The organism is Paenibacillus kribbensis (genome assembly GCF_002240415.1).
GTDB classification, from domain to species: domain Bacteria; phylum Bacillota; class Bacilli; order Paenibacillales; family Paenibacillaceae; genus Paenibacillus; species Paenibacillus kribbensis.
The window spans coordinates 3,987,557-4,010,786 of sequence record NZ_CP020028.1 but is presented as its reverse complement, the minus strand read 5'-3'; the positions used below and the strand labels follow the sequence as shown (position 1 = coordinate 4,010,786).

Below are 23,230 nucleotides of genomic sequence, written 5' to 3'. Positions count from 1 at the left end.
ACATCCTTTAAGCTTTAAGGAAGATAAGATCTAAGTACGGTCATTTTGTCATTCAATGTGTAACCGTTCAGATTGGCAGGCAGCAAGAAGCAATCTCCAGCTTTACAGGAAAGAGATGCAGCATTATCGCCCCATGTAAGGGTACCACTGCCTTCGCAAATGACAAGAATGGTAAAGCTGTCTTTCGTTGTGGAAAGCGACCAGCTTCCATCTACGATTCCCTTTTCTACGACAAAATACTCACAGGCTGCAAGCTGGAGCCATTCCCCTGGCTGTAAGCCGCCCGTTTTCATCGTTGTTGCGCCTGCACCTTCGTAAGAGGTCACATTGAGGGAATCCTCAATATGCAACTCACGGGGCTTGCCATCCAAACCAGGGCGGTTGTAGTCATATAACCGATAGGTCGTATCCGAATTTTGCTGGATTTCAGCAACGACAACACCCGCGCACAGCGCATGTACAGTTCCGGCGGGAATGAAAAATGTATCGCCTGCCTCAACAGGAACCTGACGCAAGCTGCCGAGGATGTCTCCGCTTTCAAGAGCTGTACGCAGACTTTCGCGCGTTACACCTTCTGTCAGACCATAAATGATTTTCGCATCCGGCTTGGCATCAAGCACGTACCACATTTCGGTTTTTCCAAGCTCTCCAGCTGGAAGTCCCTCATAATCATCTGTCGGATGTACCTGTACGGACAAATCATCATTGCAATCCAGCAGCTTGATCAGAAGCGGGAAGCGGCCACCTTTTTCCGATACTCCTTTGGCTCCAAGCCATTCCTGTCCATAAGCTTCACGGATCTCATCCAGCCCTTTACCTGCTAGCTCGCCATTGATGACCGTTGTTGTTCCATTCGGATGATCGGCAATCATCCATCCTTCGCCAATATGTCCTTCTGGTGGGGTTAGACCAAATTGTTCTAATGCTCGTCCTCCCCAGACTCTTTCTTTAAATTCAGGTTGAAATTGCAGCGGGTATGGCTTTAGCATAATTTCTCTCCTCCATGAATGAGTAATGAGTGCACAGCAGAATAACCCTTACGACTACGACTCACAAAATGATATATGTAAGGCGGCTGGAAAAAGCCGCACATAACCTGGATAAGTTGGCTTGATAAGCCGGTATGCTATTTTTTTTCAACCGCCACCAAATACGGCGAAGTGTCTCGTTGTAATTGACGATAAATGATACTTTGGCCGATGGAGACGGGGAGAGCAGAAGCCCATTGAAGGACGGCTTCCGCTTCTTCACTGCCTCCGGCGTGCCCTGGATATAATACGGCGGTCAGAATACCGCGTGGTCGCAGCAGCTGTAGGGCCGCTTCAAGCGCGGCGAGCGTACTGTCCGTATGCGTGATGACAGATGGATCGGCGCCTTCAGACGGCAGGTAGCCGAGATTAAACATAACCGCAGCGACCTTGCCATGCAGGTTGCCAGGAACGGCCTCCCTCATTTGCTCATGACCCTGCAGCAGCAGTGTTACCTCTGCCAATGAGGGAGAGGTATTTTCTTCCAGACGACGCCGGGCGAGTTGCAATGCCTCCTGCTGAATATCAAAGCCGTAGACACGGCCTCGTTTGCCAGCAGCCTTGGCCAGAAACAGCGTATCTGCCCCTGTGCCGACGGTGGCGTCTACAGCAGCATCGCCTGGCTGCACGCGCGCAGCCACCAATTGATGAGCATAGCTCAAGACAGACAGGAAACCCATTTATGGCTGCCTCCAGTATTTGCCCTGCCACGTTTCACGCGATTTCAGCTCATCATCAATGGCGTTAAGGACTTCCCATTTCTTGAGCGACCACATGGGTCCCATCAGCAAATCGCGGGGAGCGTCTCCAGTTAGCCGATGAACGATCATCTCGGGCGGCAAAAATTCCAGGGTATCGACGATCAGCTTAACGTATTCGTCCCTTTCCAGAAAGCGCAACAAGCCTGCTTCATACTGCTTGACCATCGGCGTTTTGCGCATAAGATGCAGCAGATGAATTTTAATGCCTTGCACGTCCATAGCCGCTACTGCGCGTCCCGTATCAAGCATCATTTCATGCGTCTCCTGCGGAAGACCATAAATGATGTGGGCACACACGCGAATATTGCGCTTGCGCAGCTTTTCCACCGCATCCAGATAGCATTGAGTGTCATGGGCACGGTTAATCAGCTCTGAAGTGGATTCATGGACGGTTTGCAGTCCCATTTCAATCCACAGGTACGTGCGCTCGTTCAACTCGGCAAGGTAATCCACCACATCATCAGGCAAGCAATCAGGGCGGGTAGCGATGGACAGTCCCACAACCCCCGGCTGCTCCAGAATAACCTCGAAGTATTCCCGCAGCTCCTCAACCGGGGCATACGTATTGGTATAGGCTTGGAAATAGCCGATATATTTGGCGTTTGGCCATTTTAAATGCTGACGATCCCGAATCGTATTGAACTGGGTGACCAGATCATCACGGCGGCGTCCGGCAAAATCACCCGACCCGCGTGCGCTGCAAAAAGTGCAGCCTCCTTTGGCAATAGAGCCATCGCGATTTGGACATGTAAAACCCGCATCCAGCATAACTTTGAACACTTTATTTTCAAATTGCTCGCGCATTTCGTAATTCCAAGTATGGAACCGTTTATCTCCCCATAGGAGAGGAGCAGGCAACAAATCTGTTTTCATGGGTGTACTCCTTTTTTTTACGATCACCTTATTGTAACAAAGATCAGTCTAAATTGGGAATCACTTGACAGAAAAGGCGATAAAAAGTGCGGATTTTACTGGATTCAGGATTGAAAAAGGTTACACGATATGTTATATTGTAAGCGGTACCAGACATACGATATAAGGATTGATTTCGATCCTGGAAATAAAAATTAGCTGTCGACTAATGATGATTTTTCAGGAAGGCAGCTATGCTGTTTCTATCGCCTGCTGTAGGGGAAGTGCACGTCGGTTCCAACACTAATAACCCGTGAGGTGATTTTTTATGAATACGCAGGATAAAACACGTATGAATAAAGTTACTGTTGAGCTAACCTTTGATGAGGCGTTGGCGCTGACTGGTGTCCGTTTTGGGCAGGATCGTCAGATTGGAACGGCCGCACGTCAGAAAATCAGAGCGGCTTGCCAAAAGACAATTGATTTTTCACCTGCTGATGCGGTAGACTATGAACAATTAAATTAGTTGGACCCCAATCCAAATATATTGAAAAAGGAATTTCATTTCCGTATCTTCAAGCGGGGGTGGAATTCCTTTTTCCTTGATAACAGAGTATATGGAGGAGTAACATGCGTTTACGCGGAAGAAAAGGAATAAGGGAAAGCTTGGAAGAACAACAGGATCTGGTCATCTTGGAGCCAGCACAGTATAAAGGAAATTGGCAGCAGCTTTTCGGCAATGATCGTCCGATTCATGTGGAATTTGGCATGGGCAAAGGACAGTTTATTAGCCAAATGAGCTTCCGGAATCCGGACGTCAATTACATTGGCTTTGATATGTACGATGAACTGGTACGACGTGCAACAGAAAAGTCTCGTCTGGCCTGGAGCGATACAGAGGTGGGTACACCGCCCAATATCAAATTGGCACTGGCAAACATTGAACAGATTGAGAATGTTTTTGAGCCTGGAGAAATTGAACGCATTTATCTGAATTTTAGTGATCCCTGGCCTAAAACCAAGCACGCGCGCCGTCGTTTGACGCATCCGCGCTTTTTGGACAAGTACCGTCAGCTTTTGAACAGCAAAGGGCAAATTCACTTTAAGACGGATTCGGAGACACTGTTTGAGTTTTCCTTGAATTCATTTGCCGACAGCGGTCTGCAAATGACGAATATTTCGTTGAATCTTCATCGTGAGGGGATTAACGAGGAGCATGTCATGACGGAATATGAACAAAAATTTATGGGCAAAGGCATGAATATCCATCGTGTCGAGGTGCTGATTGGCAAAGACGCTTTGGAAGAATACGAGAAAATGCGTCTTGAAAAGTACGGAAAGTAAAGCGATAGCGATATAGCTGTTAAAATAAAGCGGGGTGCTTCCTTTTTAGGAAAGCACCCCGTTTGGTTCCAGTATATCCAAAATACTCTGTGCGCTCTGAAGAGGATAGAATCGCGCTACATTATGGACGTGCTCCTGTCGCTTGCGAACGATTTCCGGAAAATCGTGTAGTAATCGGTTCATCCATTTAACGACAACATCCAGCGAAGTAATCGGTTCTCCGAAGCCTTGAGCCGTAAAGTATTGACAATTTTCCTCCTCCTGTCCGGGAAGAGGTTTGTGAAACAGCATCGGAATCCCTTTGGCTAACCCCTCGGTACATGTCATTCCGCCGGGTTTGGTAATAAGTAGATTCGATACCTCCATTAATTTGTCGATTTCCCGTGTGAATCCGAAAATATGAATATTCGGATGATTGAAACGGGGGTCCAGCTGCATTTTACGACGCATTTTATCATTGTGACCCAAACAAAAAATAAATTGAATGTTTTCTCTCCACTCGGTAAGCGAGCGATGAATGACTTCGTCGTTCATAAGTCCCCAGCCGCCGCCCATAACGAGTACGGTCGGGATAGGCTTAAGGCCAAATTGTTCCCGAATTTCATCGTGCCCCGGATGTTCCCAAAAATTTGGATGAACCGGAATACCGGTCACCTGGATTTTCGATACGGGTACTCCACGTGCTCGCAGCTTGCGCATGACTTCAGGCGTAGATACAAAGTACCGATCAACCTCGGGACTGATCCATGTTCCATGTGCATCGTAGTCTGTAATGACAGTACAAAGCGGAACATGTAAGCCTAAGCGCTTTAAGCGTGAAATCACCGCACTCGGGATAGGATGAGTACATACCACCAAATCGGGACGGAGCTGCCGCAGAATGTTTCGGGTCTGTGTGTAGAACAGACGGTGCAAAGCGAGCGTTGTAAGACGGTTTAATGATTTTTTGTACTGATGACGGTAAACCAATCCGACTAGACGAGGCTGCGATACAACGGTCTTCTTGTATGCTGTAATAATGAGCGGGGCCATTCTTGGATTCAAAAAGCTCCCCAGCTCCAGCACTCGGGTCTGCACATTCGGAGAAAGCTTCCGCAAGCTGCTTGAGAGCGCGTATGCAGCCTGAGTATGTCCGGCACCGAAACCTTCCGATAATAATAACACTCGTTTTTTAGCCACTCTCATTTCACCTGTTCCTGCTGGGATGTTCTCAATCATACCATATCGGCTTTAAGGCCAGAATGCAACCGTCCCTATTGCTGCAGAAGCTCCGATAACCGCTCCTGCAAGTACATCCGTGGGATAGTGAAGCCCTAAGTAAATCCGGGAAAATCCTACAATTATTCCTACAGGCAACAACGGCAGGGTAAGCATCGGTGACTGAAGCATAAAAGGAACAGTAGCTGAAAAAATGGCGGTTGTATGCCCTGAGGGAAAAGAATGGTCCGACAGGGGGTTGCGAAATGTATTTGTACCTGGTAGCGCCAAATATGGGCGAATCCGCGGATACAGCTTTTTGACAATCGCCACGGGGATATGACTGACCCCCAGGGCAATGGCTCCCTTCATAGCGGCATCCTTCCATGGATTCGGAGCGAGCCACCAAATAAGTAACGTAGAGGCTATTGTAAAAGTGGCCCCGCCCAAATGTGTGAGATAATAAAGCCAGAAGTTCAAAAAACGGTTGTGTAAGCGTCCGTTGATCCATTTGAACAACTGCTGCTCCAGGTTTATAAGTTTTACGACTAGACGTTGCATTTGGTTTCCTCCGGTTGCCGTTTCAGGGTAAAGTCGGCAAATATTTTCAATCACTTTGACAGAATCAGTCCATAAGTAATTATTCTCTTGCTCCCATCATATTTTTAAACGCTATTCATTTCAAGAATCACCACTCACTTGGTTCAATTCTACACAAAAATGTTTAAGGAATATAAGCTGAATTGTATAACTTTCTTTGCGTTCATCCGTCTAATAAGATAGAGTGGTTAGAAGTGGTTGCTAATTGCCCCACTAAAAGGAGGGACCAAAGAAATAAAAAGTTAGCAAATGGATGAAAATAAGACCTAAGCGTTATGAATGAGAGGCTCAGCGTTGCATTCCCGGATTAAATGGGAGTTTGTCGTGTTTTTTTGCTGCTGAGACCGGTTTTAGGGCTTTGACAAAAGATTGAAAACCAACGAAAATCGTAATGGCATTCCTGTGTCAGCCAAAAGGGGGCTGTGCACAGCCAATGAAGAAAGCAAGGGTCGGGTCAAAATTACAGAAAAAGGCGCACAAAAGCGCCGCAACTTGCGCTACACAGAGAGAAAACAAATAAACGCAAGATTTTTAAAGGGGTATAAAAAGGGGGTAACAAGAGATTATGTTAGACGCTATATTTGTGACACTCCAGATCATACTGGCAGTGATCGCTGTCTATCAGTTTGCATTCTCCTTGTTCGGATTGGTACGCAAAAAAAGAAAAGAGCAAGCAACTCCAGAAAAATCGTTTGCCATTTTAGTCGCTGCTCACAATGAAGAACAGGTTGTTGGAGCATTGATGGAAAACCTGAAGCAGCTTGACTATCCGAAGGAACTATACGATGTATTCGTGATTTGTGATAACTGTACGGACAAGACAGCGGACATCGTTCGCGCTCACGGTATGAATGCTTGTGAACGCACGAATCCGAATTTGCGTGGTAAAGGCTACGCTATTGAGTGGATGCTCAAGGAATTATGGGCTATGCCGCGCCAATATGATGCTATTGTCATGTTTGATGCTGACAATTTGGCGCATACCAATTTTTTGAGTGAAATGAACAATGATTTGTGCACAGGGGCCCGTGTTATCCAGGGGTACATTGATACCAAAAATCCTGAGGATTCTTGGATCACAGCGGCATACGGGGTATCTTACTGGTACATCAACCGTCTGTGGCAGCTGTCGCGTCACAACCTGAATATGGCCAATTTCCTTGGTGGTACAGGCATGTGCTTTGAAACGAATTTGCTCAAGGAAATGGGCTGGGGTGCAACAAGTCTGGTAGAGGATTTGGAATTCACCATGCGTTGTACACAACGCAATGTATATCCAAGATTTAATTACGATGCCAAGGTATATGATGAGAAGCCGTTGACGTTCAAAGCTTCGTCCAGACAGCGTCTGCGCTGGATGCAGGGCCACTTCACGGTCGCTCGTCGTTATTTCTTCCCATTGCTGTGGCAAAGTATCAAGCATAGAAGCCTGATTAAATTCGATATGGCTCTTTATGGTCTGAACGTGTATATCGTATTGTTTACCTTCTTGATGACAATGGTGATGTGGGTAGATATTGCGTTATTTGGTGGACCTAATATCGAAAATATCTATGTACAATTCCCTGCTTGGACCGGTTTTGTGGCTGTGAGTCTGAATATTATCACCTTTTTGATCGCGATGATCTTGGAAAAGGTTACGTTCAAAAAAGTATATCTGTACTTGCTGCTGTTCCCGGTCTATCTGGTTTCTTGGTATCCGATTACGTTCTATGCGTTCTTCACACAGAACAATAAGCAATGGAGCCACACTCAGCATACGCGTGTCGTTCGTCTGGAAGAGGTTCAGAGCAAGCAAGGATAATTGCAGAACGGTATAAATGTACCGAAGAGGCGAGGTGTCACTTGTTTCTTTGAAAGGTGTTGACACATCGTCTGCAAGATGATAAAATACATGAGTATGTTAATTGAAGAATATGGATTAACAAGCAGAAGGTCCGACTTCTCACCTGCCCGGTATTGCCGGCTGGTCATGATCCAATGATTTGTGAATTGAATTTTCATGATGAATTGAGTATCAGACAGGGATGTCGGCTGTATAGTCGTCATCCCTTTTTTGTGTCTACACACAAAATACAAAAATAACAGGTTCTGGAGGTGGAGGGTTATTAGTAAGGAACATATGATCAATGATGAGATTCGGGTGAGAGAAGTACGTCTTGTTGGTGCAAACGGGGAACAAATCGGGATTAAACCGACTCGTGAAGCTCTGCAAATGGCGATTGACGCAAACTTGGATCTCGTGAACGTGGCGCCTCAAGCGAAGCCGCCCGTGTGTCGGATTATGGATTACGGAAAATTCCGCTATGAGCAGCAGAAGAAAGAAAAGGAAGCCCGTAAGAACCAGAAGATCGTTGACATCAAAGAGGTATGGTTCCGTTCCAACATCGAGGAACATGACTACCAAACCAAGTTTCGCAATGTGGTGAAGTTCCTGAATGAAGGGGACAAGGTGAAATGCTCTGTTCGTTTCCGCGGTCGTGAAATTACCCATGCTAATGTGGGACAAAAAATTCTCGAGCGTGTGAAAACGGAAGTTGCTGATCTTTGTACCGTGGAGCGCCAACCCAAGCTCGAAGGACGCAGCATGATTATGATATTGGCTCCAAAGAGCCAATGATAAATTAAGGAGGAAGTTCAATGCCTAAAATGAAAACACATAGCAGCCTTAAAGGCCGCTTCAAGATTACCGGTACTGGTAAAGTAACGCGTTACAAAGCTTACAGAAACCACTTGCTTTCCCACAAATCCAAACGTGCAAAACGTGTTCTGGGTACTAACCCTGAGATGGCACCTGGGGACGTTAGACGTCTGAAACAAGGTCTTGCTAACCTGAAATAGCATATAGCTCGGCAATGAATAAAGCATAAACATTATTTGGGAGGTCTTTTGATATGGCAAGAGTAAAGGGCGGATTCGTCGTTCGTCGTCGTCATAAAAAAGTATTGAAGCTTGCTAAAGGTTATTTTGGTTCCAAACACCGCATTTTTAAAACAGCTAACGAGCAGGTAATGAAATCGCTTGTTTACGCATACCGTGACCGTCGTCAGACGAAACGTAATTTCCGCAGACTGTGGATCGTGCGTATCAATGCAGCAGCTCGTTTGAATGGTTTGTCTTACAGCAAACTGATGCACGGCCTGAAACTGGCTGGTGTGGACATTAACCGCAAAATCCTGGCTGATCTTGCAGTCAACGATATCAATGCGTTCAACTCTTTGGCAACTGTTGCTAAAGGCAAAATCAACGCTTAATTATTGAGCGTGGAGACCACGAATGTGGTAAAAGAGGTATCCCAAGCAGTACGCTGTGTAGGGATGCCTTTTTTTGTATATGTTTTGTGATGCGAAAAGGTATAATTTCCCCAAAATACGAATGAATATGACGTGTGATGGCAGAATGTATGTATTTTTTCAAGTTGTAACGCTTACATTTATGGGAATTCAAAAAAAATTGACCCAAGGTTATTAATTATCTAGATTTTAGCCGATCATAATTGTATAATCTCTAAAGTAAGTCTTCTGTACGATCTGTCTCGTCAGTAAATGACATGTATGGCATGTACCATTTTCAAAGAAAAAGAGGCAGTTCCAGGGATCTAACACTAAGGGGGAACAGTATCAGCATGAAGAAAATGTTCAGTATGTCTTTGGTTATGCTGCTGGCGATCTCGGTCATTCTCGCAGGCTGCGGTAGCAAAAACCAAGGTGCGTCCAACGCAAGTGGTGGGGACACAGGCAGTTCTGCCAAAACATCAAATGTCCAAATTGGCATGGTTACAGATGTGGGTGGAGTAAACGACAAATCGTTTAACCAATCTGCATGGGAAGCACTGCAAGCCACTGAGAAAGAAACAGGTGCTAAAGTTAAATACCTGCAAAGTAAATCGGATCAAGATTATATTCCTAACCTGAATCAATTTGTTAAGGGTAATTTTGACCTGACTTGGGGAATCGGTTTTAATCTGGCGAATGCGATTGGACAAGTAGCAAAAGATAACCCGAACAAAAATCTGGCGATCATCGACAGTGTTGTAGATGCGCCTAATGTAAAATCGGTTGTTTTTGCTGAAAATGAAGGTTCCTTTCTGGTAGGGGTTGTAGCTGGTAAGCTTACCAAAACAAACAAAATTGGTTTTGTGGGTGGACAAGACAGCCCGCTGATCAAACGTTTTGAAAAAGGCTTTGAAGCAGGGATTAAAGCTGTAAATCCAAATGCGAAATTGGAAGTAAACTACACTGGTGCATTTGATAAGCCGGATCTCGGCAAGGCTGCTGCTGCAACGATCTACAACGATGGTGCAGATATTATTTTCCACGCGGCTGGCGGCTCGGGTACAGGCGTATTTAACGAAGCACTCGCACGGAAGAAACAAGGGCAGCAAGTATGGGTTATCGGTGTTGATAAAGACCAATCCCTTGAGTTTGGTGACGATGTAACGTTGACCTCCATGGTGAAACGTGTGGATGAAGCTGTAAAACGCGTATCTCAAGAAGTTGTTGATGGTAAGTTCAAGGGTGGTATTGAAACACTGGCTCTGAAGGATAACGGAGTTGGTCTGGCGGATACATCAACGAAAAATGTCCCTAAAGACGTACTTGATCTTGTAGAGCAATATAAGCAAAAAATTATTAAGGGCGAAATTACAGTTCCTTCGAAATAATCGTGTTTGAAGAACATAGAGGTGGCGGCAAGGCTGGTTCATAAGACTAGCCTTGTTCTTACGTCTGGAGTTATACGAATCATAAAGATCAGTCAGCTCATTGGAGCACATACTATAAAGTGTATAAGGGTGATTTCATGGATGCAGCGACCCCCGTCGTTGAGTTGAAGAAAATTACAAAACGATTCCCAGGCATCGTTGCCAACGACTCCATCAGCATCAAGCTGCATAAGGGAGAAATTCATGCCCTTTTGGGTGAGAATGGTGCGGGCAAATCTACGCTTATGAATATTCTTTTCGGACTGTATCAGCCAGAAGAAGGGACGATTGAAATCGGCGGTAAGCCAGTGCAGATTGATAGCCCCAATAAGGCGATTGATCTGGGGATCGGCATGGTGCATCAGCATTTTAAACTCGTACAGCCGTTTACCGTTACCGAGAATATTGTCCTGGGCTCCGAGCCGCGTAAAGGTCTGAAAATCAATTATAAAAAGGCTGCCGCCGAAGTGCAGCGGTTGTCTGAGCAATACGGGCTTCAAGTGAATCCGAATGCCAAAATTGAGGATATATCCGTTGGTATGCAGCAACGTGTGGAAATTATCAAAACGCTTTATCGCGGTGCAGATATTCTTATTTTCGATGAGCCGACAGCAGTGTTAACACCACAAGAAATCACCGAACTGCTGGACATTATGAAGCGCTTGGTAGCTGAGGGTAAATCCATCATTCTTATCACGCATAAGCTCAAAGAAATTATGCAAATTGCAGATACGGTTACAATTATTCGTCGAGGTCAGGTTGTTGATACGGTCAAAACGTCAGCAACAACACCGAATGAACTGGCGGAGAAAATGGTAGGTCGTCGTGTGTCCTTTAAAGTGGACAAGCAGCCTGCCCAGCCAGGACAGACTGTACTCGAAATGAACCATGTGGTCTCTAAAAACAAGGATGGCATTAGTGTTCTGGATGAGTTGGACCTGAAGGTTAAGGCGGGTGAGATTCTGGGAATTGCTGGCGTAGACGGCAATGGACAGAGTGAGCTGATTGAAGCCTTGACAGGCTTGCGCAAGGTCGATGGTGGAAGCATTCAATTGCTTGGGCAAGAGATTGCAAATCAGCCGCCACGCAAAATTTCCGAGGCAGGTGTTTCGCATATACCGGAGGACCGCCATAAACATGGATTGGTGCTCGATTTTTCCATGAGTGAAAATATGGTGCTGGAGACGTATTATCAAGCACCTTACAGTAAAAATGGCTTTTTGAATAAAGAGGCTATCGATAAACAGGCAAAAAGCCTTATCGAGAAGTTCGATGTAAGAACACCGGATATTCACACTAAGGCAAGAGCGTTGTCTGGGGGAAACCAGCAAAAGGCTATCATAGCGCGTGAAATTGATAAAAATCCGGATCTTCTTATTGCAGCGCAGCCTACACGCGGTCTGGATGTCGGAGCCATTGAGTTTGTCCAGAAACAGCTAATTGCTCAGCGGGATCAAGGTAAAGCGGTCCTTCTTATTTCTTTTGAGCTGGACGAGATTATGAATGTATCTGACCGTATTGCTGTCATCTATGAGGGCAAAATTGTCGGAGAAGTGTTGCCGGAAGAAACGAATGACCAGGAATTGGGACTTATGATGGCAGGAAGTGCAGTGAAGAAAGGAGCAGAGAATGGCTAACCTATTGAAAATATTTACGAAAGACTCCTTTGTTCTGGCACTGGTCTCTATTATTTTGGGTCTTCTTCTGGGTGCTGTCGTCATGCTGATTGGCGGATATGATCCGATTGTGGCCTATTCCGCATTGTTTAGCCGTGTATACGGAGATTCATACAATTTTGGTGAGGCTATCCGTGAAATGACCCCATTGATTTTAACGGGTCTGGCATTTGCTTTTGCGGCTCGCGCCGGACTGTTTAACATTGGTGGCGAAGGTCAGTTTCTGGTAGGTATGACAGCCGCCTCAATTGTGGGTATCAAGCTCCATGGACTGCCTGCCATAATTCATGCTCCGCTGGCTGTGATTGCAGGGGCGGTTTTTGGTGGCCTGTGGGCTGCGATTGCGGGCTATTTGAAGGCCAAGCGAGGCGTAAATGAAGTTATTACCTGCATTATGATGAACTGGATTGGCCTGTATTTGGCCAATTTGGTGATTAATCAGTTCGCACTATTGGAAGGTGAAAACCGTTCTGTGGACATTCAGCCTTCCGCTTCCATCTCCATCGAATGGCTGTCACAGATGATGGGAAATGCCCGGGTTCATTGGGGTACAGTCATTGCTTTGCTGGCGGCGGTATTTTTCTATATTTTCATGTGGAAAACAAAGCAGGGCTACGAGCTTCGGGCTGTCGGATTTAATCAGGATGCATCCCGTTATGCTGGTATGAATGTAAATCGCAATATCGTAAAAGCGATGTTCATTAGTGGTGTTTTTGCGGGATTGGCGGGTGCATTTGAAGTGTTGGGAGTATTCCATTACCAATCCGTCATGGCTGGATCACCGGGAACCGGCTTTGACGGTATCGCCGTGGCTCTGATCGGGATGAATAATCCGTTCGGTGTGCTGCTGGGCTCTGTTTTGTTCGGAACGCTTACGTATGGTTCGGCAGGGATGAGCTTTAGCGCGGATGTACCGCCCGAAATTATCCGGGTGGTCATTGGCTCGATTATTTTCTTCATTGCGGCCCAAGGAATTGTGCGTTGGGTTGTGAAGCCGCTCTACTCCAAGCGGAAGAAAGAGAAGGTGTTGTAAAATGAGTTGGTTAACACTTGGTGAATTAATCCATACAACGCTCGTTTTTGCGACGGCGATTATATTTGCGTCTCTCGGCGGAGTTTTTTCAGAAAAATCCGGTGTAACGAACCTCGGTTTGGAAGGACTAATGGTATTCGGGGCGTTTGCTGCTGGGGTCGGCGGATTTTATGCCGAGCAAGCGGGACTGGGAGGCACCTCTGCGGCTTGGGTAGGCGTACTGTCGGCTGCAGTGTTCGGTATTCTGGTTTCGTTGATTCATGCTGTAGCCTCGATTACGTTTAAAGCCGATCAAGTCATAAGCGGGATTGTCATTAACTTTCTGGCGGCAGGTAGTACGCTATACATGGTCAAGCTTTTATTTGAAGGTGATGGTGACACCGGTCGCATTCAAGGTTTTAGTGAAATATCCATTCCTTACCTTGTAGATATTCCAATTGCAGGGAAAGCTTTTTTCCAGGCATATCCAACGACGTATCTGGCTATTTTGTTAGTTATTATTGGATATTTCACCTTGTATAAAACTCCATTTGGCTTGCGTTTGCGTTCGGTTGGGGAGCATCCGGGTGCAGCGGATACAGTAGGTATCAAGGTTAATCGCCTTCGTTATATCGGTGTCATGATCAGTGGTGCGTTGGCAGGTATTGGTGGAGCTACGATCACCCTGACTACAACCAATATGTTCTCGCACAATACAGTTTCCGGTCAGGGATATATTGCTATTGCCGCTATGATTTTCGGCAAATGGAATCCGCTCGGTGCTTTTGGCGCAGCCGTATTTTTCGGCTTTTCACAAGCGATTCGCAACTATGTACAGTTGTTTGCATGGTCGCAAAGTATTCCCCAGGAAATTATTTTTATGCTGCCGTATCTCTTGACGATTATTGTACTGGTAGCAGCTGTAGGCCGGTCACGAGCTCCGGCTGCTTTGGGTCAGCTTTATGATCCTAGCAAGCGTTAATAAGTCATCAACAGCTGACAGTTTTATGTTTTAAAACTGTAATTGACATCTCAAAAATCTGGTATCTGCATCTGCAGGTGCTAGATTTTTTTAGGTTGTGCAGGCATTTAAACATACGCTTCTGGTATGAAAAGAATAGAATGTGCTATGCAGATTGGACGGACGCTCGGCCCCTGTCAGCTCCGGTCTATTTTGTGGTGGTGGTGAGCTATCAAGGAGCCGTTCAATCTGTCCATTCGTTGAGAAAGAAGGAGGAAATACGATGAAACAGGCAGTAACCAGAAAGCAGGTGGAGAAGCTTGTTGGCAAAGTCATCTTCGCTACTCGCAAGGATGGTTCCCAGGTCAGCGGCAAGCTGATCCGCATTTCGGGTAACCGACTGGTTCTCCAACCAAACTGCAAGAAAAAAGTAAACACGAAGGCGATTATTCCCCTGGTGCTGTTTGACTTGCTTGCCATCGGCACGGCTCCTTATGCCTACGGCGGATATAATGGCTACGGACCAGGCTATGGATACGATCCTAAACCTGCCCCGTATACCAATGGGGGGTATCCCGGATTAGGTTATCCGTTTTACCCTAATTTATTTTAGGATAACAAGATCAGCATCCCAAGAAGCCGGTTTTTCACAGTGATTTTTCAAGTTCGTGGCATCGGCTCAGGGCTACGTAGCGCAATATTTGATATTGGTGACGCAGATAAAAATGGATTCCCCGGATATTGTCTTCGTCTACCATGACTTTGACCCGCTTGCAGCGTCGTATTCGTCCGTAGTGCTCGGCATATTCCAGCAATTTTTTTCCGTAGTGCTTACCTTGATGAGCCGAAGAAATTGCGATCAAATCAATGTATAACAATTCCCCGTGCAGCATAACATGAATGAAGCCAACAACCCGTGCATTATCCGGCCTGCAAGCTACAAAAGTGATGCCCCGGTTTAAGCGCCGGGGTAATTCTTTACGTATTTGCTCCATTTCCTGAGAGCTTAAATGTGATAGAGGGACAAGCTCCTGCTCGATCAGACGAAAGATCACCGTATCATCCTGAGCGATGCGTTTGCGAATCATAAACGGGCCTCCTTTTCTACCCAGTTAACAAGACAAGACGTGGTTTTGGAGGTATGCACCCGTCTTACCGTGTGGTCTTTTTATCATATGCGGGCATCGGTTACATGCGTGCGACTTTGAGGTGCTTCAAAAGATAAACATAAATTTTTATGAAATCTGGGTATTGACTATCCCAGATGGGGGACATATAATGTGTCTAAACATTTGAAAGAATGACATGAACACAACGGCAATGAAGAGGACGAAGTGATTAGGGCTCTTTTGTTCAGAGAGTGAGGCATTAGCTGCAAGCTTCACCAAAATCCCTTTTTAACGAGCTCACCTCGGAGCTGTTTTCCTGAAAAGTATTTGGGCCCAGTGAATTTTAGCGGTGCACCGATTTACCTATTAGGGAAAATCGTACGGTCTACGTTACAGACGCCAGATATGGAAATCCTTTGTGATTTCTGTACCTGCCAAGGTTCGATATTGTGAGATATCGGGCAAACACGGGTGGTACCACGGAAGCTACAGCCTTTCGTCCCTCAGTAACAGCAAGTCTGTTCTAGGGATGAAAGGTTTTTTTGTTTTCACAAATGTCAGCTGTATGTAAATTTTGTAAAGGAGGATGACCAATGAGTGCACAAATTCCTGAAGTTCGGTCAACCGATGAATTACGTCAAAAGTGGATGGAACCTGAAGTGATTACAGGTTCGGAAATTTTGCTCCGTAGCCTGTTGCTGGAGGGAGTAGAATGTGTCTTCGGATATCCTGGTGGTGCAGTGCTTTATATTTATGATGCCATGTATGGCTTTAAGGATTTCAAGCATGTTCTCACCCGTCACGAGCAAGGAGCAATTCATGCGGCAGATGGTTATGCACGGGCAAGCGGTAAAGTTGGGGTCTGTATTGCAACATCCGGACCTGGTGCGACAAACCTGGTAACTGGCATTGCGACGGCTTTTATGGATTCGGTGCCGTTGGTGGTCATCACGGGTAATGTAGTATCCTCCCTGATCGGCACGGATGCTTTCCAGGAAGCTGATATCACGGGAATTACAATGCCGATTACGAAGCACAGCTATCTGGTAAGAGACGTAGAAGAACTGCCGCGGATCATCCATGAGGCATTTCATATTGCCAACACAGGCCGCAAGGGACCGGTGCTGATTGATATCCCGAAGGATATTTCGGCAGCCCAAACGCTGTTTGTTCCACAAACGGGACCTGTGACCATGCGGGGCTATAACCCGACAGTGCTGCCTAATAAGATTCAACTAGACAAGCTGACTCAGGCTATATCAGAGGCAGAACGTCCGTTCATTCTGGCCGGTGGCGGGGTTGTATACTCCGGTGGACATGAGGCACTTTACGAGTTTGTTCGTAAAACGGAAATTCCTATTACGACAACATTGTTGGGACTGGGAGCTTTCCCAAGCGGACACGAGCTGTGGACGGGAATGCCGGGTATGCACGGAACGTACACCTCCAATCAGGCTATTCAACAGTCGGATCTGCTGATCTGTATCGGTGCTCGTTTTGATGATCGGGTGACAGGCAAACTGGATGGATTTGCTCCACAAGCTAAAATCGTCCACATTGATATCGATCCTGCTGAAATTGGCAAAAACGTAGCGACCGATATTCCAATTGTAGGCGATGTGAAGGCGGTACTGGAATTGCTGAACCAGGATGTGAAACGCACAGATCGGGCAGATGCATGGAGAGCACAAATTCAGCGATGGAAGAATGAAAAGCCTTATTCTTATAAGGATTCCGATGCAGTGCTCAAGCCACAATGGGTTATTGAACTGCTGGATGAAACGACCAAGGGCGGCGCAATCGTTACGACGGATGTGGGCCAGCATCAAATGTGGGCAGCACAGTATTACAAATTCAATCAGCCGCGCTCATGGGTGACATCTGGTGGACTGGGGACGATGGGCTTTGGTTTTCCTTCAGCGATTGGCGCTCAGGTGGCCAATCCCGACAGATTGGTAATCTCGATTAACGGAGACGGCGGTATGCAAATGTGTTCGCAGGAATTAGCCATCTGCGCGATCAACAATATCCCGGTCAAAATCGTAATCATTAACAATCAGGTGCTTGGAATGGTTCGCCAATGGCAGGAATTGATCTATAACAACCGGTATAGTCACATTGATCTGGCTGGAAGCCCGGACTTTGTGAAACTAGCTGAAGCATACGGTGTAAAAGGTCTGCGTGCTACGAATAAGGAAGAGGCACGTCGGGCTTGGCAGGAGGCGCTTGATACACCCGGACCGGTCGTTGTCGAGTTTGTAGTCAGCAGGGAAGAGAATGTATATCCGATGGTGACGCAAGGTTCGACAATTGATCAAATGCTGATGGGGGACGAGTAAAATGACGACTAAAAATACCATTGCTGTACTGGTAAATGATCATCCCGGCGTTTTGCAGCGTGTGTCCGGTTTGTTCGGTCGCCGTGGCTTTAACATTGAGAGTATAACCGTTGGTCAATCGGAAGAAGTCGGATTATCCCGTATGGTCATTGTAACTGTAGGAGATGAGAATAACCTGGAGCAGATTGAAAAGCAGCTGTATAAGCTGGTTGATGTAATCAAGGTCATCGATCTCAGCTCCAAGCCGATGGTTGCCCGTGAATTGGCAATGATCAAGGTAAAGGCGGAGCCACCTCAGCGGCCGGAAATCATGGGTGTGGTGGAAACGTTCAGAGCAGCTGTAATTGATGTTGGGACAACGAGCTTGATCGTTCAGGTTATTGGCGATACCGAAAAAATAGACGCCATGATTGAATTATTAAAGCCTTACGGCATTCGTGAGCTGACCCGAACCGGGGTTACAGCGATGGTACGTGGCAATGCTTAATATGGAGCTTTAACGAATTACCGCTTATAGCCATTACATCAATAAAGACCGCCCGCATAAGAGCGGGGGCTCGAGGAGATTTTTAGATCCAATTTACGAACAAAGTCAAATCTCTTGGAGTACCCGCTCATTATGAAGGGTCCAATTAAAAGGAGGAAATTAACCATGGCAGTTACAACGTACTACGAAAAAGATGCAGAACTTAGCGTATTGAAAGGAAAAACAGTTGCCGTTATCGGTTACGGTAGCCAAGGACATGCTCAAGCACAAAACCTGCGTGACAGTGGTGTGAATGTTGTTATTGGTTTGCGTGAAGGCAAATCAGCCGATGTTGCAAGAAACGACGGTTTTGAAGTTCTGAACGTAGCTGATGCAACAAGCCGTGCAGATGTGGTTCAAATTTTGTTGCCAGATGAAACACAAGCTTCTGTTTACAAAAATGAAATTGAACCTAACCTGAAAAAAGGCGCAGCTCTTTTGTTCTCCCATGGTTTTAATGTTCATTTCGGACAAATCGTAGCTCCTAAAGATAGTGATGTATTGCTGGTTGCTCCAAAATCCCCAGGGCATATGGTACGTCGTACCTATGTAGAAGGTTTTGGTGTACCGGGTCTGATCGCAATTGAGCAGGATGCAACGGGTCAAGCCAAAGAAATCGGTCTTGCTTACGCCAAAGGCATCGGTTGTACACGTGCGGGCGTAATCGAAACCTCCTTCCGTGAAGAAACGGAAACGGATCTGTTCGGTGAGCAGGCGGTATTGTGTGGCGGCGTGAGCGCACTCGTAAAAGCAGGCTTCGAAACATTAACTGAAGCAGGATATGCTCCTGAGATGGCTTACTTCGAATGCTTGCATGAGCTTAAGCTGATTGTTGACCTGATGTATGAAGGCGGATTGGCAACGATGCGCGATTCCATCAGTAATACAGCAGAATATGGTGATTATGTAACTGGACCACGTGTGGTAACAGAAGATACGAAGAAAGCAATGAAGGAAGTATTGACTGATATTCAGCAAGGTAAATTTGCTCGTGACTTTATCCTTGAAAATCAATCCGGACGCGCATTCCTGACGGCTACTCGTCGTAACGAAGCTAACCATCCGATTGAAGTGGTGGGCGGACAATTGCGTGAAATGATGCATTGGATCAAAAAGTAAGCTCTTTTTGTACTATGTGTTCGACAATATGATTCATTTATAAAGTTTATCTTACAATGCGGCCCTGCTTATTGCGTGAGCCGCATTGTAAATTTAAAGGTCCTAATCCTGAGGGAGGTGTATTACGTTGCGCAAAATATATATATTTGACACAACGTTGAGAGACGGAGAACAATCACCGGGCGTGAACTTGAATACCCGTGAGAAAGTAGAGATCGCCCATCAGTTGGAAAAACTGGGGATTGACCGTATGGAAGCAGGATTCCCGGCTGCTTCACCGGGGGATTTGGCCGCTGTTAATGCGGTTGCCAAGGCTGTCAAAAATTCAACAGTCATCGGGCTTTCACGTGCAAGGGAGCAGGATATTGATGCGGTTCGCGAGGCGCTCAAGGGAGCACAGGACCCATGTATCCATATCTTTTTGGCAACCTCGCCAATTCACCGTCAGCATAAACTGCGGATGGAGAAGGCACAGGTATTGGAGACTGCCCGTTCAGCCATTCGCTACGGATTGAAATATTTGCCCAAAGTAGAATTTTCTTTGGAGGATGCAGGCCGTACAGAGCTTGATTTTGTAGTCGAAATGGTCACCATGGCTGTACAGGAGGGTGCGTCTGTCGTCAATATCCCAGATACGGTGGGTTACTTGACACCTTATGAATACGGTAACATTTTCAAGCATATCAAGGAAAATGTAGTTGATGTAGATAAGATTCAACTGAGTGCGCATTGTCACAATGATTTGGGCATGGCTACCGCTAATACACTGGCTGCAATCCTGAACGGGGCGGATCAGATTGAGGGAACCATTAACGGTATTGGCGAACGCGCCGGAAATACAGCTATTGAGGAGATTGCGATGGCGCTGGAAACGAGACAGGAATTTTTTCAGGCCAAAACATCTCTGCAATTGTCAGAAATTTCCCGTACGAGCCGTCTGGTCAGCCGTTTGACAGGGATGGTGGTGCCAGGGAACAAGGCAATTGTTGGTGCGAATGCTTTTGCACATGAATCAGGTATTCATCAGGACGGCATGCTGAAGGAAAAAACCACCTATGAAATCATGACGCCGGAAAGTATCGGTCTGAAGGAAAGCAAGCTGGTTCTGGGCAAGCATTCCGGGCGTCATGCCTTCCGCGAGCGTTTGATCGAGCTGGGCTACGAATTGAGTGAAGAAGAGCTGAACCGGGCTTTCGGGCAGTTCAAGGACTTGGCTGACAAGAAGAAGGAAGTATCGGACGATGACATCCTGGCATTGCTGGAAGAAAAACTGGCAGATACACCTGAGGTCTTCACATTGAAAACGATGTTCGTAACCTTCGGCAATGAGACTACGCCTTCTGCCAAAGTAAGTCTGGTTAACGAAGAAGGTCAGGTTATTGAGACGGAGGCTGAAGGGAACGGTTCTGTCGATGCGATTTACAATGCGATTGATGAAGCCAGTGGCGAGAGCGTTGTACTGTCGGATTACTCCATCAAGTCTGTTACCCATGGTAAAGATGCTTTGGGTGAAGTGCACGTGGTGCTGACGCAAAACGGGCTGTCTGTACAGGGGCGTGGTGTAAGCACCGATATTCTGGAAGCAAGTGCCCGAGCTTACGTGGATGCACTGAACGGTTTGATCGACAAGCGTAAAAACTACAGCAATCGCGTAGATTATAATTCCTAAAAGAACATTTTGCATAAATCCCCAAAGCGATTTTAATTCAGCAATATATAGATCGAGATGGTTTGGTTTGTCTATATATTGTACTTTCGAGCATTGCAAATCAAATGATGCAAAATGCTGACAGGATCGGGTCTTCCCGGTCCTGTTTTGTTGTTTCCAACGAAAAATTCATCTTATAGGCTAAGCCTATTGAATTGATAGATTCTATATCTTAGTCAAAGCCCTGCCGTATATGTTACAAAGAAAGTATGAAAAATACACCCGTATGGCTGTATAACAAGAGGAGTGTACGTGATGGCAGACGTGAAAAAGATTGCGGTAATAGCTGGTGATGGAATCGGACCGGAAGTGGTCGCTGAGGCGGAGAAAATTTTGAAGCGTACGGAAGAAGTGTTTGGTCTTTCATTTGAAACAGAGCATGCGCTGTTTGGCGGAATCGCAATTGATAAAAAGGGGACGCCATTGCCGGAAGAAACACTGGCTGTATGTCAATCTGCAGATGCCGTATTGCTGGGGGCGGTAGGTGGACCTCAATGGGACAACAATCCCAAGGAACTTCGTCCTGAAACGGGTCTGTTGGGTATTCGCAAAGAGCTTGGCCTGTTTTCGAATCTTCGTCCCGCTGTCGTCTTTGATTGTCTTAAGGATGCTTCTACACTGAAACCAGAAGTGTTGGAAGGAACGGATCTAATCGTCGTGCGTGAGCTGACGGGCGGCATCTACTTCGGTGAGAAGTTCAGACGTGAGAGTGCTCAGGGTGAGGAGGCAGTTGATACCTGTGCATATAATGTAACGGAAGTTGAGCGGATTGTTCGCCAATCTTTCGAGATTGCACAAAAACGCCGCAAAAAGCTCGCATCGGTAGACAAGGCTAACGTACTGGAAACTTCCCGTTTATGGCGGGAAGTAGTTAACCGGGTCGCTGTAGACTATCCGGATGTAGAGCTGGAGCATGTATTGGTGGATAACTGTGCGATGCAATTGCTGCGTCGTCCATCCAGCTTTGACGTCATCGTGACGGAAAATATGTTTGGGGACATTCTAAGTGATGAAGCAGCTATGCTGACCGGGTCTATCGGTATGCTGTCCTCTGCATCACTCGGAGAAGGCAGTTTTGGTCTGTACGAGCCAGTGCACGGTTCGGCCCCGGACATTGCAGGTCAAGGATTGGCCAATCCGATTGCAACGATTTTGTCCGTTGCTTTGATGTTCCGCCTCACCTTCGGGTATGAGAAAGCAGCTGACGCTATTGAGAAAGCGGTAGCTGAGGTACTGGATGCAGGACATCGCACAGCGGATATTGCGGTGGATAAATCTCAAGCCATCTCGACAACTCAAATGGGCGATCTGATCGCAGCAGCTATTCGCTAAAGACTCCAAAACGCACCTGTTCTGAAAAAAAGCTTCCTATTATATAGTAAGGTTATACAATGAATTATATCGTAGGCTTTTACAATCCATGTTTGGCACAGCAGCTCCTGAGCAATCAGGAGCTGCTTGTGTATCAGTAAGTGTAAGATATTCAAGATGTGTATAAGTTGTGAATTTTTCATCTAGTTTAAAATAATTATAAAAAAGTAATGGTTACAATATTGACTTTGAATTGTACGAATGATAACATTTATCAAGTAAGTTGTTTAATACAATACAGATGATTGGGAAGAACACAAACGGTGTTTTTCTTACATATTTTAAAGGAGGATTTCATGTTATGGCAGAAAGATTGGTAGGAAGACCTGCACCTGATTTTGCATTGGAAACCGTGAGTGGGGACGGTCAAGAATTTGGTTCGGTGAAGCTTTCTGATTACCGTGGCAAATGGCTCGTATTTTTCTTCTATCCACTGGATTTCACTTTTGTGTGCCCAACGGAAATTACAGCATTGAGCGATGCTGCTGACCAATTCAAAGAGCTGGATACTGAAATTCTGGGTATCAGTGTAGACTCTGTACACAGCCACAAAGCATGGATTAACACAGCTAAAGAAAACAACGGTCTGGGCAAACTGAACTTCCCGTTGGCCTCTGACATCACCAAAAAAACAGCAAGTGATTATGGCGTTCTGATCGAAGAAGAAGGCATTGCTTTGCGCGGCTTGTTCATCATTGATCCAGAAGGCGAATTAAAATATCAAGTAGTTAACCACAATGATGTGGGTCGCAGTGTAGAAGAAACATTGCGTGTACTGCAAGCCCTGCAATCCGGTGGCTTGTGCCCAATGAACTGGAAACCAGGCGACAAAAACCTGTAATATCAGATTCACAAATTTATATTCAACAAGCGAGCCCCCAAAACGGTTTTTTATGCCGATATTGGGGGCTTGCTTGCCTGTGGT

The 23,230-nt window shown here is 46.1% G+C and carries 23 protein-coding genes; 17 read left to right on the top strand and 6 right to left on the bottom strand.

Features of this window, described 5'->3' with window-relative positions; all coding sequences use genetic code 11:
• Window positions 1-14 precede the first annotated feature (14 nt).
• The 3 genes from B4V02_RS17865 to mnmL form a co-directional block, all read right to left on the bottom strand.
• Complete coding sequence (locus B4V02_RS17865; protein ID WP_094155802.1) at window positions 15-989, bottom strand: type I phosphomannose isomerase catalytic subunit; 975 nt, start codon at window positions 987-989, stop codon at window positions 15-17.
• Between the two features lie 137 nt (window positions 990-1,126).
• Window positions 1,127-1,708, bottom strand: coding sequence for a tRNA 5-(aminomethyl)-2-thiouridylate-methyltransferase MnmM (gene mnmM / locus B4V02_RS17860; RefSeq protein ID WP_007429508.1), 582 nt, complete (start codon window positions 1,706-1,708; stop codon window positions 1,127-1,129).
• Window positions 1,709-2,662 (bottom strand): tRNA modification radical SAM protein MnmL/YtqA, encoded by a 954-nt coding sequence (gene mnmL / locus B4V02_RS17855; RefSeq protein ID WP_007429509.1) that lies wholly within the window; start codon window positions 2,660-2,662, stop codon window positions 1,709-1,711.
• A 307-nt stretch (window positions 2,663-2,969) separates the two neighbouring features.
• Between mnmL and B4V02_RS17850 the strand changes: the two genes are divergently transcribed.
• Together B4V02_RS17850 and trmB are read left to right on the top strand one after the other, a co-directional pair.
• Window positions 2,970-3,167 (top strand): hypothetical protein, encoded by a 198-nt coding sequence (locus tag B4V02_RS17850; RefSeq protein WP_007429510.1) that lies wholly within the window; start codon window positions 2,970-2,972, stop codon window positions 3,165-3,167.
• 104 nt (window positions 3,168-3,271) lie between these two features.
• Entirely contained in the window at window positions 3,272-3,985 is a 714-nt protein-coding gene (gene trmB / locus B4V02_RS17845) for a tRNA (guanosine(46)-N7)-methyltransferase TrmB (protein WP_094155801.1), read from the top strand.
• A 45-nt stretch (window positions 3,986-4,030) separates the two neighbouring features.
• On the opposite strand, the gene B4V02_RS17840 is transcribed toward trmB, so the two are convergent.
• Entirely contained in the window at window positions 4,031-5,164 is a 1,134-nt protein-coding gene (locus tag B4V02_RS17840; protein ID WP_411829278.1) for an MGDG synthase family glycosyltransferase, read from the bottom strand.
• A gap of 51 nt (window positions 5,165-5,215) precedes the next feature.
• On the bottom strand, window positions 5,216-5,743 hold the full coding sequence (locus tag B4V02_RS17835) for a phosphatase PAP2 family protein (RefSeq protein WP_007429513.1): 528 nt from the start codon (window positions 5,741-5,743) through the stop codon (window positions 5,216-5,218).
• A 604-nt stretch (window positions 5,744-6,347) separates the two neighbouring features.
• Here B4V02_RS17835 and B4V02_RS17830 point away from each other — a divergent pair.
• The 9 genes from B4V02_RS17830 (at window position 6,348) to B4V02_RS17790 (ending at window position 14,746) form a co-directional block, all read left to right on the top strand.
• Window positions 6,348-7,586 (top strand): glycosyltransferase family 2 protein, encoded by a 1,239-nt coding sequence (locus B4V02_RS17830; protein ID WP_094155799.1) that lies wholly within the window; start codon window positions 6,348-6,350, stop codon window positions 7,584-7,586.
• 318 nt (window positions 7,587-7,904) lie between these two features.
• Window positions 7,905-8,402: a translation initiation factor IF-3 gene (infC, locus tag B4V02_RS17825; RefSeq protein WP_007429515.1), complete on the top strand. Its 498-nt coding sequence runs from the start codon at window positions 7,905-7,907 to the stop codon at window positions 8,400-8,402.
• Between the two features lie 20 nt (window positions 8,403-8,422).
• Window positions 8,423-8,623: a 50S ribosomal protein L35 gene (gene rpmI / locus B4V02_RS17820; RefSeq protein ID WP_007429516.1), complete on the top strand. Its 201-nt coding sequence runs from the start codon at window positions 8,423-8,425 to the stop codon at window positions 8,621-8,623.
• Between the two features lie 53 nt (window positions 8,624-8,676).
• The gene (rplT, locus tag B4V02_RS17815; RefSeq protein WP_007429517.1) at window positions 8,677-9,036 is read left to right on the top strand and encodes a 50S ribosomal protein L20; all 360 of its coding nucleotides are present in this window, start codon (window positions 8,677-8,679) and stop codon (window positions 9,034-9,036) included.
• Window positions 9,037-9,407: 371 nt separating this feature from the next.
• On the top strand, window positions 9,408-10,445 hold the full coding sequence (locus tag B4V02_RS17810; RefSeq protein WP_094155798.1) for a BMP family lipoprotein: 1,038 nt from the start codon (window positions 9,408-9,410) through the stop codon (window positions 10,443-10,445).
• Between the two features lie 137 nt (window positions 10,446-10,582).
• Window positions 10,583-12,121 carry an ABC transporter ATP-binding protein gene (locus B4V02_RS17805; RefSeq protein WP_094157029.1) on the top strand — a complete coding sequence of 513 codons (1,539 nt, stop codon included), beginning with the start codon at window positions 10,583-10,585 and terminating at the stop codon, window positions 12,119-12,121.
• Window positions 12,114-13,193 carry an ABC transporter permease gene (locus tag B4V02_RS17800; RefSeq protein ID WP_007429520.1) on the top strand — a complete coding sequence of 360 codons (1,080 nt, stop codon included), beginning with the start codon at window positions 12,114-12,116 and terminating at the stop codon, window positions 13,191-13,193. The genes B4V02_RS17805 and B4V02_RS17800 overlap by 8 nt, the downstream gene beginning before the upstream one ends.
• Window position 13,194: 1 nt before the next feature.
• On the top strand, window positions 13,195-14,154 hold the full coding sequence (locus tag B4V02_RS17795; RefSeq protein ID WP_007429521.1) for an ABC transporter permease: 960 nt from the start codon (window positions 13,195-13,197) through the stop codon (window positions 14,152-14,154).
• A gap of 262 nt (window positions 14,155-14,416) precedes the next feature.
• Window positions 14,417-14,746 carry a hypothetical protein gene (locus tag B4V02_RS17790; RefSeq protein ID WP_094155797.1) on the top strand — a complete coding sequence of 110 codons (330 nt, stop codon included), beginning with the start codon at window positions 14,417-14,419 and terminating at the stop codon, window positions 14,744-14,746.
• A 34-nt stretch (window positions 14,747-14,780) separates the two neighbouring features.
• Here B4V02_RS17790 and B4V02_RS17785 read toward each other — a convergent pair whose 3' ends face one another.
• Window positions 14,781-15,221 (bottom strand): GNAT family N-acetyltransferase, encoded by a 441-nt coding sequence (locus tag B4V02_RS17785; RefSeq protein ID WP_094155796.1) that lies wholly within the window; start codon window positions 15,219-15,221, stop codon window positions 14,781-14,783.
• Between the two features lie 614 nt (window positions 15,222-15,835).
• Here B4V02_RS17785 and ilvB point away from each other — a divergent pair.
• The 6 genes from ilvB (at window position 15,836) to B4V02_RS17755 (ending at window position 23,146) form a co-directional block, all read left to right on the top strand.
• Window positions 15,836-17,581 (top strand): biosynthetic-type acetolactate synthase large subunit, encoded by a 1,746-nt coding sequence (gene ilvB / locus B4V02_RS17780; protein WP_094155795.1) that lies wholly within the window; start codon window positions 15,836-15,838, stop codon window positions 17,579-17,581.
• 1 nt (window position 17,582) lies between these two features.
• Complete coding sequence (ilvN, locus tag B4V02_RS17775) at window positions 17,583-18,068, top strand: acetolactate synthase small subunit (RefSeq protein WP_007429525.1); 486 nt, start codon at window positions 17,583-17,585, stop codon at window positions 18,066-18,068.
• A gap of 165 nt (window positions 18,069-18,233) precedes the next feature.
• On the top strand, window positions 18,234-19,226 hold the full coding sequence (ilvC, locus tag B4V02_RS17770; protein ID WP_007429526.1) for a ketol-acid reductoisomerase: 993 nt from the start codon (window positions 18,234-18,236) through the stop codon (window positions 19,224-19,226).
• 127 nt (window positions 19,227-19,353) lie between these two features.
• Window positions 19,354-20,895: a 2-isopropylmalate synthase gene (locus B4V02_RS17765; RefSeq protein WP_007429527.1), complete on the top strand. Its 1,542-nt coding sequence runs from the start codon at window positions 19,354-19,356 to the stop codon at window positions 20,893-20,895.
• Between the two features lie 294 nt (window positions 20,896-21,189).
• Window positions 21,190-22,266 (top strand): 3-isopropylmalate dehydrogenase, encoded by a 1,077-nt coding sequence (gene leuB / locus B4V02_RS17760; RefSeq protein ID WP_007429528.1) that lies wholly within the window; start codon window positions 21,190-21,192, stop codon window positions 22,264-22,266.
• A 340-nt stretch (window positions 22,267-22,606) separates the two neighbouring features.
• A complete protein-coding gene (locus B4V02_RS17755) occupies window positions 22,607-23,146 on the top strand; it encodes a peroxiredoxin (RefSeq protein ID WP_007429529.1) in 540 nt (179 codons plus the stop codon).
• Window positions 23,147-23,230: the final 84 nt, after the last annotated feature.